Genomic DNA, 13983 nt, shown 5'->3' with positions numbered 1-13983 from the left:
CCGGTCAGGCGATCCGGTCGTCCCCCTCGTAGCGGTTCCGGCCGATGGGGAGCCGCGGCCGCAGCAGCCCGAGGTCGTAGGCGATGCGGACCGCCTCCTCCCGCGAGTTGGCGCCCAGCTTGCGGTAGATGCTGCGGGTCTGCGTCTTGACCGTGTTGATCGAGACGACCAGCGAGCGCGCGATGTACTCCAGACTCGCCGTCGACTGGAGCCGGTCGAGCACGATCCGCTCGCGCTGCGTGAGCTGAGCCGCCATCGCCGCCTCCGAGAACAGCGGCGTGATCCGCGCCAGCGCCGCGTCGAACTCTCCGTGCTCGCCGGTGGAGGCCGGCGGTTGCGCTGCAACCTGTCCTTCCATGGTGAGGACGAACGGCGTGAGGAGCTCGTTGGCCTCGGCGAGCTGCCGCGCGTTCAAGCGGATCGTCGCCGCCCGCGCGCTCTTCAGCCGGTGCAGCGCCTCCGCCTGCACGAGCAGCATCTCCACGCGGGTCCGGGGCCCCGGGCTCTCCGCCAGCACGGCCTCCGCGAGGAGCTGAGCGCTGCGGTACTCGCGGAACATCAGCAGCAGGCGCGCGGAGACCGGTCGCAGCGCGTTCGTGCCGTCGGGGAAGGCCTTGATGAGCTTCTGGGCGGCGACCAGGTTCCCCTGCGACATCAGCAGATCCGCGCTCAGGGCCACGAAGCGGGCGCTCTCGGTGTTGCTCGGGGTGTGCGGTCCCTTGCTGAGCAGCTCGGTGTCGATGATGTGCTGCGCGTCGTCCGGCTCCCCGCTCGCGAGCGCGTGCAGGGCGGCCGCGTACGCGGCGTAGCTCTGCAGCTCGCCGACCTCGAACGGCTCCCGGACGGGGCAGGCCTCGCGAGCGTCCGCCGTCTCGGCCGCGTCGCCCACGTCGGCGCAACAGGCGCGCAGTTCGGTCGCGATGAGCCGCTCTGCGATCGCGAGCGGGGCGAACGCGCGCGGGGCGAGCGGCCGGTCGTCGTGACGACGCCCCCCGACGCGATCGGCCACGGCTCTCGCCCGGTCGACCTCGCCGTGGAGGGCGTGCGCGAGCGCGGCCGCACCGGACGCGAACACATACAGCTCCGGATCGTCCGAGGCGCTGAGCGCGGCACGCTCGAACGAGGCGATCGCCTCCAGGTCCCGTCCGAGACGGAGCTGGGTGACGCCCATCTCCAGCCAGGCGATCGGCGGGACCGGGACCGAAGCGTCCGGCGCCGCGAGCGGGCCGAGGAAGTCGTCCGCGTTCGCGAGCCGGCCCACTTTGCGGAGGGCGATCATGCTCGCGAGGTCCGTCCAGTACTGCCGGAGGGGCTCCAGCCGCCGGCCACGCAGCGCCTGCGGCTCGGCCGCAGCGTGGTAGAAGTCCAGCGCGGCCGCTGCGTCGCCTCCCGCGTTCTCACGGAGCAGCCCGGTCACCGTCAGCAGGATCGCCGACGAGCGGAGCGCGCCGAGCTCGACCCTGCCGAGCTCGTCCAGGTAGTCCGCCGCGTCGTCGGTGAAGGCCGACGTCCAGTTGCGCGCGATGATCGTCTCCGCCGCGCCGATATCGCTCGCCCGGAGCGCCTGGCGCAGCGCCGCGACGGAGTCGCCGGCCGCCTCCAGGACGTCCAAGAGGTCGCCGGACAGCCGCTCGCCCTCCCCGGGCGACGCCGCGTCGAGCTGCGCGCGCAGCACCGCGCGCACCGGGTCGAGGAGTTCGTAGACCAGCTGGCCGCGGCCGCGGGCGTACGTCCAGACGCCGAGACCCGCCGCTTCGGCCGTGCCGAGGAGGTCGCCCTCCGCGTCGCCCGCGCCGATCCGCTCGACGATGTGCGGCGAGAGGTACGGGGCGACGGCGGCGCGCTGGAGGCCCGGCCGGCTCTCGTCGGCGACCGGCGCCAGCAGCTCGGCGACGACGGTCTCCGTGATCGCGTCGAGCGCGCGCGCCGCGACGGGTTCGGCGAGCGCAGAGCGCGGGTCGTCGAAGATGCGGACCATGGCCCGCGCAGCCAGCGGCCAGCCGCGACTCTGGCGGAGCACGTGGTCCAGGATGCGCGGTTCGACGTCGAGCCCGAGGACGCGGACGACCTCGTCCAGCTCCGCACGTTCGAACGCCAGGTCGTCGTTCTGCAGCACAACCAGGTCGAGCACCGCGGCCAGCGCGGGGGCTTCGAACGAGGTCAGGGAGCGGGTGAGGATCATCACGTGCAGGTTCGGCGTCCGGCGGATCACCTGGACGAGGTCGGCGGACAGGACTCCGTCCCACCGGCGGGTGTACCCGTCGAGGACCAGGACGACGGTGGCGGGGCGGCCGGCGACGCCCTCCTGCATCGCAGTCACCGGATCGGTGTCCCAGCGGTCGTCGACCTGATCCGGGTCGAGCTCGGCGCGCACGGCGTCCCAGAAGCCCCGGAGCTCGCCGGTCACGAGGTCGAGGTCGATCCAGCCCGCCGTCCGCGTCGCGGCGTCGGGGCGGTCGAGCAGGTCCTCCAGCCATCTGCGGACGAGCGAGGTCTTGCCGTAGCCGGCCGGCGCTCGCACGACGGTGGCCTGCTCCCGCAGCGCATGATCGAGCCGGGCGGCCAGCGCCGGCCGCTCGATCGTGTAGCGCGAGAGCCTCGGCAGGCGGCTGCGCCCGGTGTCGTCGCGGCTGGCTCCGGATGGAGCATCGGACATGTTCGTCGACCTCATGCGGGACTCCTTCGGCTCGGTGTTATTGCGAGCGACCTGGTTGCCCGTCGAAACGTGACGCGCGAACTGCTCGAAATCACCCTCGCGTCGCCCATCCGTTCCCCCGGTGTACGTCATGCAATCCCCTCGTTCCCCTTCGGTGCGCCCCTCGCGGGTCGCATAGGCGATGCTGGCAGCGCGTAGACGGCGAATACCGCTGAGCGGAAGGCGTAATCCCGGAGGATCGCACCGGAGTCATCAGGCCATTCATCCCATCAATCACCCGATTTCAGCAGGTAAAATTGCAGAGGTCATACCTCGCGTGCGCGATTTTCACCCGGTTGACGGACCGGGTGAACTGCCGACCCGGGGCCGCAGCGCTCGGGTGAGTTACCAGCGAGAACCGGATGAAATCCGGCCGAATCGCTTGCTATCGGCGGAGGTAAAGCACACAATTTCACACATCGCGACGAGCATTTCGGGAGTCGCCGCGGTTGGCCCGTCGCCGCTCCCCTCCGGTGACGAGGTGTGCGGGTGCCGTCCATCCCCCTGACATCGATCGGCACCCGCACCGGCCCCACCCGACGCCCCAGCGCGCGGCGACGCCACACCAGCACAGACAGGAGTAGGACCCGATGAAGCTCTCTGTCGTCGGCTGCGGCTACCTCGGAGCGGTGCACGCGGCCGCGATGGCCGACCTCGGGCACGACGTCGTCGGCGTCGACGTCGACCCGCGCAAGGTCGAGCGGCTCTCCCGCGGCGAGGCCCCGTTCTTCGAGCCGGGGCTCCAGGAGCTCCTGCTCTCCGGCCTCCGGAGCGGACGCCTGCGGTTCAGCACCGACCCTGCCGCTCTCGGCGCCGCAGATCTGCACTTCATCGCCGTGGGCACCCCGCAGGTCGCGGGCGCCGCGGGCGCCGACCTCTCGTATGTGGAGGCGGCATTCGCGCAGGTGCTCGCGCACGGCAAAGACGGCGACATCGTGGTGGGCAAGTCGACGGTGCCGGTCGGCACCGTCGAGCGGCTGGCCGCGAGCATGTCCCCGGCCGGCCCGCGGATGACGCTGGCCTGGAATCCGGAGTTCCTGCGCGAGGGCCACGCCGTGGCCGACTCGCTGACACCCGACCGGCTGGTCTTCGGGGTGGCGGGCGGATCGGCGGCCGACCCCGCGGCCGCGGCGCTCGATCGCGTGTACGAGCGCCCGCTACGCGACGGGACGCCGGTCATCGTCACGGATTGGGCCACTGCGGAGCTGGTGAAGGTCGCGGCGAACGCGTTCCTGGCCACGAAGATCTCGTTCATCAACGCGATGGCGGAGATCGCGGAGGTGACGGGCGCGGATGTGACGCAGCTCGCGGACGCGATCGGTCACGACGCCCGGATCGGGCGGCGCTTCCTGAACGCGGGCGTCGGCTTCGGCGGCGGCTGCCTGCCGAAGGACATCCGCGCGTTCCAGGCCCGCGCCGCCGAGCTCGGACTGGCCGGAACCGTTGCCTTCCTGGGCGAAGTCGACACAATCAACCTCCGCCGGCGCGCGCGCGTGATCGAACTGGCCGAGGAACTGCTCGGCGGCGCCCCCGCCGGACGCCGGATCGCGGTGCTCGGCCTGGCGTTCAAGCCGGACTCGGACGATGTGCGCGACTCCCCCGCACTGGAGATCGCGAGCGCGCTCCGCTCGGCGGGCGCCGTGGTCGTGGCGGCCGACCCGCACGCCGCGGCGAACGCACGCGCGCGGGACCCGGAGCTCGTCGCCGTCGACTCCGCGGGCGAGGCGCTGGCCGGCGCCGAGCTGGTCATCCTGCTCACCGAATGGCGGGAATACGCGTCGCTCGACCCCGCTCAGATCGGCGCACTCACCTCCGGCCGCCGGATCGTCGACGCACGGAACGTCCTCGAACCGGACGAGTGGGTCCGCGCCGGCTGGGAGTACCGCGGGCTCGGCCGACGCTAGGCGCAGGTCGGCTGTCGGCAGGGCTCAGCCGCCGCCCTTGCCGTGTCCCGGGCCGTGCCCGTTTCCGTTGCCTGTCCCCGGGCCCTGACCCGGACCGGTCGGCGCCTTCTGCACGGGCGCGGGAGCGGGAGCCGGCGCGGGGGCCTGCGGCTCCGGGTTCTTCGTCGCGACGGGTGCGACCGTCGGGACGTTCTGCGCGGGCACCACGACGGTCGGGCTCGGCCGGGGTGTGCTGCCGCCTGTCCCGGCCGGCGTCGGTTCGGTGAATGCGGGCGCCAGGGCGCTGCCGAGTCCCAACGCGATGGCGACGACGGCCACGCTCCCCACAGCGACCGCGCCCATTACGACGCGACGGCGGCGGGTCGTGCGCTCGGCGGCCCTCGTCGCGCGCCGAGGCGCGTCTGCGGCCCCGGAGGTTGCGCCATCCGAAGGCATGCCACCGGCGGGCACGCCACCCGCACTCGCACCTCCCGTCCTCGCGGCACCCGCCGGCATCCCGCCGCCCAGCTCGGCCACCGACATCGCCGTCGTCGGCGCGAGCTCCCGCGGCACGGTGAATTTCGGCACCGACCACCCCGAGAGCTGCGGCGCGAGCTCCCTCGCCATCACCGCCGCCTCCAGCGCCGTGGGCCGGATGCCCGGGTCCCTGGCGGTCATCGCGCCGAGCAGCCCGCGCCAGTCCTCGGGCAGCGAGGCGGGGATGCGCGGGTCGCGGGCGAGCCGCGCGGTCACGGCCTCCAACGGCGTGCCCGGGTATTCGGTCCGCCCGGTGAGGGCCTCCAGCGTGACCAGACCGAGGGCGTAGATGTCCGCCGACGGTCCGGGCTCGTCGATGTCCGCCTGTTCCGGGCTGAGGTAGCCGGCGGTGCCGATGATCATCCCGGCCGTGGTCAGCCGTTCAGCGCCGATCAGGTGGGCGATCCCGAAGTCGGCGAGCTTCGCGTGCGGCATCCCGCCGGGCACGCTGGTGTCGCCGAGCAGGATGTTCGCCGGCTTGAGGTCGCGGTGCACCATCCCGGCCCCGTGCACGGCGACCAGGGCCTCGGCGATCCCTGCCGCTATCGCCGCGACCTCGTCGGCCGGCAGCGGTCCGTGGTCGAGTCGTGAGCGCAGGTCCTCGCCGTCGACCAGCTCCATGACCAGGAAGCTCGGGCCCGGGTCCCCTTCGAGCGTCAGGTGCGCGTCCAGTAGCGTGACGAGGTTCGGGTGCGAGACCCTGGCGAGCGCTGTCGCCTCCGCGCGGCGGCGGGCGTCGTCGCCGGCATCCCCTGCCGCGAACACCTTGACCGCGACCAGGCGCTCCAGCTGACGGTCGTACGCGCGGTACACGGTTCCCATGCCGCCGCGCCCGAGCCGGCCACGGAGTTCGTAGCGGTCGAGCAGGAGCGTGTCGGGATGCACCGCACGAGCATACGCGCACTCGGGCATGCCGTGAATCCGCCCAAAATCCGGCGGTATCCCGTTGCAATCGGCCGAGGGGAGGGGGTGAGTGGCAAGGGTGACCGAACGATCCGAGGAGCCACCGCCGGACACCGGCGTGCTCGAGGCGCTCCAGGTCTATCGCGCCGCCGAGACCGCGATGCGGCGGCGCACCGGCGCGGCGATGGGGATCGGCGAGAACGATTTCCTCGCACTGCGGCTCATCCTCGACAACGCCGCCGACGGCCGCAGGACGTCCGCGAAGGACGTCAGCGCCTACGTCGGCGTCTCGAGCGCCTCCACCACCGCCCTGATCGACCGGCTCGTGGCCGGCGGGTTCATCGAGCGCAGGACGAACGACGCCGACCGCCGGTCGGTGGACCTCGTGCCGACGCGCGCCGCCCTCGGCGACACCGGTCCCCTGGTCGTCGCTCAGGAGCAGATCGCCGCCGAAGCCGCCGAGCTGAGCGAGGAGGAGGCGCGGACCGTGACCCGGTTCCTCACGAAGATGCGGCGCACCGTGGACGGGATCGCCGCGGAACGACACGCGAATAGGCCTGAAAGACGCTGACGTCAAGGGGATTGTTCGACAACCGAAACAGTTGTTGCGTGGTGGTCGTCAAGGAAAGGACAACCCCTCCATGAACATCCTGCTCATCATCGTCGCAATCATCGCGATCATCCTGCTGCTGACCGGCGGCTTCGTGTCGTCGTTGAACTTCCTGCTCTGGGTCGGCATCATCCTGCTCGTGCTCGCGGTGATCGTCTGGCTTGTGCGGCTGCTGACCGGCAGCCGACGCGTATAAGGGAGGTCTCAATGAGTCTGGGCACCGGAATCGTCCTGTTCGTGATCGGAGCGATCCTCGCGTTCGCCCTCAACATCCAGGTGGACTGGATCAACCTCCAACTGGTCGGCTACATCCTGATGGTCGCCGGCGTCGTCGGCATCATCATCGGGATCATACTGCTGACCCGCCGCCGCCGTTCCGTCGCGACCACGCGCACCGCCGTGGACCCGGTGACCGGCGACCGCGTCACCCGGCGGGGCGTCGACGACGACGTGATCTGAGTCGAACCCCCGGAACGACGAAGGCCCCCGCCGAGCGGCGGGGGCCTTCGCCATGTCCGGATGACGGGAGGCTCAGTCCTCCATGGAGTCCAGGATCTCGACGAGGTCCTCGAAGGTCGTGAGCGGGTTGAGGATCGCGAAGCGCGTGTTGGTGCGCCCGGCGTGCGAGCTCGGCGTCACGAAGGCGCGCTGCTCGTCCAGGAGCCGCGCCGACCAGAGCGCGTAGTCCTCCCTGGTCCAGCCCTCGCGCTCGAACACGACGACCGAGAGCTGCGGCTGGCGCACCAGGTGCAGGCGCTCGCGCCGGTCGATCTCGTCGGCGATGCGGCGGGCGAGCTGCAGGGAGGCCGTGACGGCGTCCCGGTAGGCGGCCGCGCCGTGGGAGGCGAGCGAGAACCAGAACGGCAGCCCCCGGGCGCGCCGGGTCAGGTGCGCGGCGTAGTCCGACGGGCTCCACTCGGTGGCCTCGGTGAGCGTGTCCAGGTACTCGGCGTGCTGCGTGTGCGCGCGGCGGCCCATCTCCGGGTCCCGGTAGAGCAGCGCGCAGGCGTCGAACGGGGCGAAGAGCCACTTGTGCGGATCGACGATGAGGGAGTCGGCGCGCTCGACGCCGGCGAACCGCGGCCGGGCGAGCGGCGACAGCATCCCGGCCAGGCCGTAGGCGCCGTCGACGTGCAGCCAGAAGTCGTACTCGTCCTTCAGCGCCGCGATGGAGGCGATGTCGTCCACGATGCCGAAGTTGGTGGAGCCGGCGGTCGCGATCACCGCGAACACGGCGTCGCCGTGCTCGGCCAGGGCGGGGCGGACAGCGTCGCCCGTGAGCACGCCGGACTCGCCGGGTGAGACGGTCACGACCTCCACGTCCATCACACGGGCGGCCGAGGCGACCGAGGAGTGCGCCTCGGCGCTGCAGACGATGATCCAGCTCCCGGGCGGGTTCCCGCGCTCGCTCCGCGCGTGCTCGCGCGCGGCGACGAGTGCCGAGAGGTTGCCGAGCGTGCCGCCCTGCACGAAGACTCCGCCCGCGCTCGCCGGGAGGCCGAACTCGGCGGCGAGCCAGGCCAGCACCTGGTTCTCGGCGTAGACGGCGCCGGACCCCTCCAGCCAGGACCCGCCGTAGACGGCGCTCGCGGAGACGACGAGGTCGAACGCGGTGGCCGCCTTGGTCGGCGCGGTCGGGATGAAGGAGAGGTAGCGCGGATGGTCGGTGGTGATGCACGCGGGGGCGAGAACGTGCTCGAAGACGGCGAGCGCGCGCTCGGCGCCGATCCCGTTCTCGGAGACGGTGCGGCCGGCCAGCCGGCGCAACTCCGACTCCGGCAACGGCTTGTCGAGCGGGGTGTCGGTCGCGAGGATGCGCCGGCGCGAGTAGTCGAGCACGAGGTCGACGAGTTCGGTGGTGTCGCCGGTGACACTGTGCATGCGGGCGGGGTCGGTAGTCATGAGGCCTCCGCACCAATGCTGGCACACGAGTTCAGCACGATTTTGCGGCGGTACGCAGGATCGGTGCGTATATTGTCGTCGTTGCGCAGCAAATCCACGCCGCAGGACGATGAGACGGGCGAGATGCCGCACCGCGGGAGGCCTCGACGCAACTCCTGCCCCGCGAGGCGGGCCCGGCGCTAGGGTGTGCGTGTGGCCGGGATGTGGGGGCGCGGGGACCCGTACGAGCAGTACGTCGGCCGTTGGAGCCGTCGGGTCGCGCCGCTGTTCCTCGACTGGCTGGGCGCCGCGCCCGGGCTCGCCTGGCTGGACGTCGGCTGCGGCACCGGCGCGCTCACGGCTGCGATCCTCGACGGCCGCTCGCCCGCCTCGGTCGTCGGCGTGGACCCGGCTCCCGGCTTCGTCGCGTCCGCGCGCGAGCACCTGGGCGACCGCGCATCCTTCATCGTGGCGGACGCCGGAGCGCTGCCGCTTGCGGACGGCTCCGTCGACGCGGTCGTCTCCGGGCTGGTGCTGAACTTCGTCCCCGACCCGCACGCGGCCGCCGACGAGGCCGTCCGGGTCGCGCGCCCCGGCGGGACGATCGCCGCGTACGTCTGGGACTACGCCGGGCGGATGGACCTGATGCGCCGGTTCTGGGACGCGGCGGCCGCCCTCGACCCGGAGGCCTCCCGGCTCGACGAGGGCCCGCGCTTCCCGCTCGCCCACCCCCACGCTCTCGCGGCCCTGCTCACCGGCGCCGGCTGCGCCGCGGTGACGACGACGGCGATCGACATCCCGACGGTGTTCACCGGCTTCGACGACTACTGGGAGCCGTTCCTGGGCGGCCAGGGGCCCGCCCCCGCGTACGCGATGTCGCTCGACGCCGCTGCACGGGAGGCCCTGCGCGCGAGGCTGGACGCGACGCTGCCGCGGGAGCCGGACGGGTCGATCGCACTCGTGGCGCGCGCCTGGGCCGTGCGCGGAACGCGGGCCGGCGGGTAGCCTGCTAGGTTCGTCCGGTGCCGCTGACTCCGCCCGTAGACATCCCCACCGACGCCGAGCTCGTCGCCGCTCTGGTTGCGGCGCAGCATCCCGACCTGGCCGCGCCGCTCTGGCTGGTGTCCGACGGGTGGGACAACCAGCTGTACCGTCTGGGCGACGCCTACGCCGTGCGCATCCCGCGGCGGGAGGTGGCCGCGCACCTGATCGAGCACGAGCAGCAGATGCTCCCCGGGATCGCGGCGCGGGTGCATACGACTGTGCCCGCGCCCGTCCGGGTCGGCGTCCCGTCGGACGCCTTCCCCTGGCCGTGGAGCATCGTCGCGTGGATCGACGGCGTCGACGGCGCGTCGGTCGCAGCCGGCGAGCGCTCGGGCGTCGCGGAGGCGCTGGCCGAGTTCGTCGGCGAGCTCGCCGTGCCCGCGCCGGAGGCTCCGCACAACCCGGTGCGCGGAGTCCCGCTCGCGTCGCGGCGCGAGGTCGTGGCCACCCGGCTGCGATCGCTGTCCGGCCGTATGGAGGTCGCGGGGCTGGAGCAGGCGTGGCGCGAGGCGCTCGCGGCGCCGGCGTGGGCCGGGCCTCCGCTGCTGCTGCACGGCGACCTCCACCCCGGGAATCTTCTGCTCACCCCGGAAGGCGGCCTCGCCGCGGTCATCGACTTCGGCGACGTCACCTCTGGCGACCCGGCCACCGACCTCGCGACGGCGTGGCTCACGTTCGACGGGGAGGCGCGCGAGCGCTTCCGCGCGGCGCTCCCGGTCGCCCCCGATCGCGCGACCTGGCTGCGAGCGCGCGGCTGGGCCGTCACGATGGCCAGCGCGCTGGCCACGTCGTCCGACGACAACCCGCGCATGGCCTCCCTGGCCTACCACGCCCTCGACCAGCTGGGCCAGGACTGACCCTCCGCCCAGTAATCGTGGATGGAACCGTTTCGGGGCCTGCGGACAGAAGAGGATATGGGAGAACCGATGGATGACGAACCATCCGTTTGGCGACGAGCCACCGGTGGCGACCCCGACGCGTTCGGGGACCTCTTCGAGCGGCACAAGGATCGTGTCTACGGACAGGCGCTCCGGCTCACCCGGTCTTCGCACGACGCCGAAGACGTGACGGCCCTCGTCTTCCTGGAGGCGTGGCGGAGGCGGGAGGACGTCCGGGTCGTGGACGGCACCATCCTGCCGTGGCTGCTGGTGACGACGAACTACGTCGCGAAGAACAGCGCCCGCTCGCGTCGGCGTCATAGCGTGGCGATGGCCTCGCTGCCCACCCCCTCCCCATCTCCGGACTTCGCTCCGGACGTCGACGAGCGTCTGGACGGCTCCGCACGGGCGACAAGCGCACGCGAGAGCTTCGCCCGCCTCTCCCTCAAGGACCAGGCCGTCGTCACCCTCTGCATCATCGAGGAGTACACGGTCGCGGAGGCGGCGGTCGCGCTCGGCGTACCGGCCGGCACCGTCAAGTCCCGGCTCTCTCGGGCCAAGCGCCGGCTCGCCGACTCCTTTCCCGAGCCATCCGACTCCGCGAGCGCCCTGGGAGGTGCACGATGACCGACCGACCGATTCTCGACCCCGCTCGCAGCACCCAGATCAAGAGCATGCTCCGGTCCGCGGTCGAACAGAACGCTCCGGCGGCGCGGCCTCGTCGCACCTGGCTGCTGGTGGCGCTCATCACGGGTGCCGTCGTGCTCGCGGGAGGCAGCACAGCCTGGGCGGTGAACGGATTCGCACCGTTCACGGCCATTCCCGCGCCCGTTGTCCCCAGCGGGTCTCCGACGCCGAGCAACACGCCGTCGCCCACACCCTCAGCCACCGGCAGCACCGCGCCGGTGCCGACGGTGGACGCCTCCGTCCCGCACGCGTCGTTCCCACTGGACTGCCCCGCCATCGGCGACGGCGTCTCGGTGACCACGCTCATGCCGGGCTCGGCCGACCAGAAGGCGGACTCCGATGTCACGGTGGCGACGCCCCCGGCGGCCGGCGTCGTCCAGTCCGGGCTGACGACGTGCCGCTGGTACTCGACCACGCCGAACTCCTACCTGTCGATCTCCGTCGTGGCGGATCCCGCCGCGGGCCGGCAGGACATCGACGGCCGACGCGGGAGTGGCGGCAGCACGGTGGAGGTCGGCGACGGCGGAGCCCTGAGCTGCGCCGGCCAGTGCACCCTTTCGTTCCTCAGCGGCTCCTATTGGGCGGCGATCACGACGTCAACGGATTCCGAGAACGCGTCCGCCACGCTCGCCCGGTCGGCGGCCGACGCGGTTGCCGGTCTACTGGCACAGCATCCGACGCCCCACGCACCCTGGCAGGCTCCTGCGTCGTCGTGGGCGCCGGGCGGAGACTGTGCGGCACTCAAGACGGACCGGCCGATCACCGACGTCCTGGGCGCCAAGTGGCTCACTGGGCCGTATCCGAACCGATACCAGGGCGCGGACCCGATGTGGTCGGCGGAGTCGCACGCCTTCGACTGCTACTGGTACTCCGCTGACGGCATCTCCCAGGACCCGGCCATCATCACGAACCTGCACGTCACCCTCGCCCCGGGCGCCGGCTGGGCGTTCCCGGCGGCGACCGCCAGTGCGACGCCCGTCGCGGTCAGCGGCGCCGACGCCGCAGCCATGACCTGCGGCTCGACCGAGGCCCCCGGCTGCCGGCTCGACGTCCTCACCGACGGCGCCTGGATGCAGTTGGGCTACGCGGACGGCATCCAGCCCAGCCAGCAGCCCCGTCTCATCGCCCTCGCCGAGTCCCTGATCGCCGCCCACCGCGCCTAACCCCCCGCTCACGAGCGCGAGACGGCGCAAAGTGCGCCCGAATCCGGCGAGACGGCGCACTATCCGCCGTCTCGCAGGACGACGAAGCCCCCGACCCGCGGCGTGAGCTGCGGGTCGGGGGCTTCGGGGGTGGGTCAGGCCTCGGTGGAGGTGACCGCGAGGTCGGTGATCAGCTGGTCGCCCGGGATGGCCGGCACGAAGTCGGCCTCGATCTCGGCGCGCTCCAGGAGCTCGTTCATCCGGCGCTGGCGGTGGCGGGGGATGAGCGTCACGACCGTGCCCTGCTTGCCGGCGCGGCCGGTGCGGCCGGAGCGGTGCAGGTAGGTCTTGTACTCGTCCGGCGCGTCGGCCTGGATGACCAGGTCGATGTCGTCCACGTGGATGCCGCGGGCGGCGACGTCGGTCGCGACGAGCACGTTCACCCGGCCGCTGGTGAGCTGGTGCAGGTTGCGCGTGCGGCGCGACTGGTTGAGGTCGCCGTGCAGGCTGACGGCCGGGATGCCGGCGTCGTCCAGCTGGTCGGCGAGCATCTCGGCGAACGCGCGGGTGCGCGAGAAGATCAGCGTCTTGCCCTCGCGGTCGGCGAGCTGCTCGATGATGGCGGCCTTGTCGCGGTGCTCGATGACCAGCACGCGGTGGTCGATCGTCGAGGACGCCTGGTCCTCGCCCGCGACCTCGTGCACGGCCGGCTCGACGAGGAACTCGTCCACGAGCTGGGCCACACCGGTGTCGAGGGTCGCCGAGAACAGCAGCTTCTGGCCGCCCTCCGCGGTCCGGCGGAGGATGCGCTGCACCGGCTCCAGGAAGCCGAGGTCGCACATGTGGTCGGCCTCGTCCAGGACGCTGATGACGACCTCGCTGAGGTCGAGGCGGCCCTGCTCCACGAGGTCCTCGATGCGGCCGGGGGTGCCGATCACGATGTCGACGCCGCGCTGGAGGGCGCCGACCTGGCGGCCCTGCGGCACGCCGCCGTAGATCTGCGTGGTGAACAGGCCGACGCTGCGCGCGATGGGCTGCACGGTGCGGTCGATCTGGAGGGCGAGCTCACGCGTCGGCGCGAGGATCAGCGCGCGCGGGGCGCGGCCGAGCTGGCGCTTGCCGCCGGATTTGCCGGACTCGGCCCAGAGCTGCATGAGCCGCTCGACCATCGGGGCGCCGAACGCGATCGTCTTGCCGGAGCCGGTGCGGCCACGGCCGAGGACGTCCTTGCCCGCGAGCACGTCGGGGGCGGTGGCGGCCTGGATGGGGAACGGCGTCTCGGCGCCGAGCTCGGCCAGGGCGCGGACGACGTTGCCGCCGAAGCCCAGGTCGGCGAAGGTCACGCCCTCGACGTCCGCAGCCTGGATGGCCTCGGCCTCCAGACGCTCGAGCACGACGTCGTCCTGCGGGGCGAACGACTGCTTCTCGTCGCGCGACGGGTAGAAGGAGGAGTCGCGGCGCGGGGCGCGGTCGTCACGGTCGAAGCTGCGACGCGGGCGGTCGTCGGAGTCGCGCCGCGGGGCGCGGTCGTCGCGGTCGAAGCGGCGCGGAGCGCGGTCGTCGCGATCGAAAGTGCGGCGCGGGCGGTCGTCGGAGTCGCGACGGGGGGCGCGGTCGTCGCGGTCGAAGCGGCGCGGGGCGCGGTCGTCGCGGTCGAAGCTGCGGCGCGGACGGTCGTCGGAGTCGCGACGCGGAGCGCGGTCGTCCCGGTCGAAGCTGCGGC

At 72.6% G+C, this 13983-nt stretch carries 12 protein-coding genes; 8 read left to right on the top strand and 4 right to left on the bottom strand.

What is annotated here, in order from left to right; all coding sequences use genetic code 11:
* Nucleotides 1-4: 4 nt before the first annotated feature.
* The gene (locus tag AC3A3H_RS01860; RefSeq protein WP_487612836.1) at nucleotides 5-2671 is read right to left on the bottom strand and encodes a LuxR C-terminal-related transcriptional regulator; all 2667 of its coding nucleotides are present in this window, start codon (nucleotides 2669-2671) and stop codon (nucleotides 5-7) included.
* 614 nt (nucleotides 2672-3285) lie between these two features.
* Between AC3A3H_RS01860 and AC3A3H_RS01855 the strand changes: the two genes are divergently transcribed.
* On the top strand, nucleotides 3286-4599 hold the full coding sequence (locus AC3A3H_RS01855) for a UDP-glucose dehydrogenase family protein (RefSeq protein WP_487612835.1): 1314 nt from the start codon (nucleotides 3286-3288) through the stop codon (nucleotides 4597-4599).
* Between the two features lie 24 nt (nucleotides 4600-4623).
* Here the strand turns inward: AC3A3H_RS01855 and AC3A3H_RS01850 are convergent, their stop codons facing one another.
* The gene (locus AC3A3H_RS01850; protein ID WP_487612834.1) at nucleotides 4624-6000 is read right to left on the bottom strand and encodes a serine/threonine-protein kinase; all 1377 of its coding nucleotides are present in this window, start codon (nucleotides 5998-6000) and stop codon (nucleotides 4624-4626) included.
* A gap of 97 nt (nucleotides 6001-6097) precedes the next feature.
* Here AC3A3H_RS01850 and AC3A3H_RS01845 point away from each other — a divergent pair, with 97 nt between their 5' ends.
* The 3 genes from AC3A3H_RS01845 to AC3A3H_RS01835 all read left to right on the top strand — a co-directional run bounded on the left by AC3A3H_RS01845 (nucleotide 6098) and on the right by AC3A3H_RS01835 (nucleotide 7087).
* The gene (locus AC3A3H_RS01845; protein ID WP_487612833.1) at nucleotides 6098-6589 is read left to right on the top strand and encodes a MarR family winged helix-turn-helix transcriptional regulator; all 492 of its coding nucleotides are present in this window, start codon (nucleotides 6098-6100) and stop codon (nucleotides 6587-6589) included.
* A 70-nt stretch (nucleotides 6590-6659) separates the two neighbouring features.
* Nucleotides 6660-6824, top strand: a complete 165-nt coding sequence (locus AC3A3H_RS01840; protein WP_285115337.1) for a hypothetical protein — start codon at nucleotides 6660-6662, stop codon at nucleotides 6822-6824.
* Between the two features lie 11 nt (nucleotides 6825-6835).
* Nucleotides 6836-7087, top strand: coding sequence for a DUF6458 family protein (locus AC3A3H_RS01835; protein ID WP_487612832.1), 252 nt, complete (start codon nucleotides 6836-6838; stop codon nucleotides 7085-7087).
* Between the two features lie 72 nt (nucleotides 7088-7159).
* Here AC3A3H_RS01835 and AC3A3H_RS01830 read toward each other — a convergent pair whose 3' ends face one another.
* Nucleotides 7160-8530, bottom strand: coding sequence for a pyridoxal phosphate-dependent decarboxylase family protein (locus AC3A3H_RS01830; RefSeq protein WP_487612831.1), 1371 nt, complete (start codon nucleotides 8528-8530; stop codon nucleotides 7160-7162).
* Between the two features lie 201 nt (nucleotides 8531-8731).
* Between AC3A3H_RS01830 and AC3A3H_RS01825 the strand changes: the two genes are divergently transcribed.
* From AC3A3H_RS01825 to AC3A3H_RS01810, 4 genes are all read left to right on the top strand, one after another.
* Entirely contained in the window at nucleotides 8732-9514 is a 783-nt protein-coding gene (locus AC3A3H_RS01825) for a class I SAM-dependent methyltransferase (protein ID WP_487612863.1), read from the top strand.
* Nucleotides 9515-9531: 17 nt separating this feature from the next.
* On the top strand, nucleotides 9532-10410 hold the full coding sequence (locus AC3A3H_RS01820) for an aminoglycoside phosphotransferase family protein (RefSeq protein ID WP_487612830.1): 879 nt from the start codon (nucleotides 9532-9534) through the stop codon (nucleotides 10408-10410).
* Nucleotides 10411-10479: 69 nt separating this feature from the next.
* Nucleotides 10480-11058 (top strand): RNA polymerase sigma factor, encoded by a 579-nt coding sequence (locus tag AC3A3H_RS01815; RefSeq protein ID WP_487612829.1) that lies wholly within the window; start codon nucleotides 10480-10482, stop codon nucleotides 11056-11058.
* Entirely contained in the window at nucleotides 11055-12281 is a 1227-nt protein-coding gene (locus tag AC3A3H_RS01810) for a hypothetical protein (protein WP_487612828.1), read from the top strand. The genes AC3A3H_RS01815 and AC3A3H_RS01810 overlap by 4 nt, the downstream gene beginning before the upstream one ends.
* A 134-nt stretch (nucleotides 12282-12415) precedes the next feature.
* Here the strand turns inward: AC3A3H_RS01810 and AC3A3H_RS01805 are convergent.
* Nucleotides 12416-13983: DEAD/DEAH box helicase (locus AC3A3H_RS01805; RefSeq protein WP_487612827.1), on the bottom strand; the 1568-nt coding region annotated here is incomplete at its 5' end.

It is taken from the genome of Leifsonia sp. Soil_N53, assembly GCF_057655165.1.
Note: the sequence above shows the minus strand (reverse complement) of the source record. Positions and strands in the feature narration are given on the sequence as shown.

Excerpts from the sequence above, each read along its gene's own strand:
- AC3A3H_RS01855 (WP_487612835.1), top strand. The coding sequence starts at position 3,286 with ATGAAGCTCTCTGTCGTCGGCTGCGGCTACCTCGGAGCGGTGCACGCG.
- AC3A3H_RS01840 (WP_285115337.1), top strand. The coding sequence starts at position 6,660 with ATGAACATCCTGCTCATCATCGTCGCAATCATCGCGATCATCCTGCTG.
- AC3A3H_RS01860 (WP_487612836.1), bottom strand. The coding sequence starts at position 2,671 with ATGAGGTCGACGAACATGTCCGATGCTCCATCCGGAGCCAGCCGCGAC.
- AC3A3H_RS01810 (WP_487612828.1), top strand. The coding sequence starts at position 11,055 with ATGACCGACCGACCGATTCTCGACCCCGCTCGCAGCACCCAGATCAAG.
- AC3A3H_RS01835 (WP_487612832.1), top strand. The coding sequence starts at position 6,836 with ATGAGTCTGGGCACCGGAATCGTCCTGTTCGTGATCGGAGCGATCCTC.
- AC3A3H_RS01830 (WP_487612831.1), bottom strand. The coding sequence starts at position 8,530 with ATGACTACCGACCCCGCCCGCATGCACAGTGTCACCGGCGACACCACC.
- AC3A3H_RS01825 (WP_487612863.1), top strand. The coding sequence starts at position 8,732 with ATGTGGGGGCGCGGGGACCCGTACGAGCAGTACGTCGGCCGTTGGAGC.
- AC3A3H_RS01815 (WP_487612829.1), top strand. The coding sequence starts at position 10,480 with ATGGATGACGAACCATCCGTTTGGCGACGAGCCACCGGTGGCGACCCC.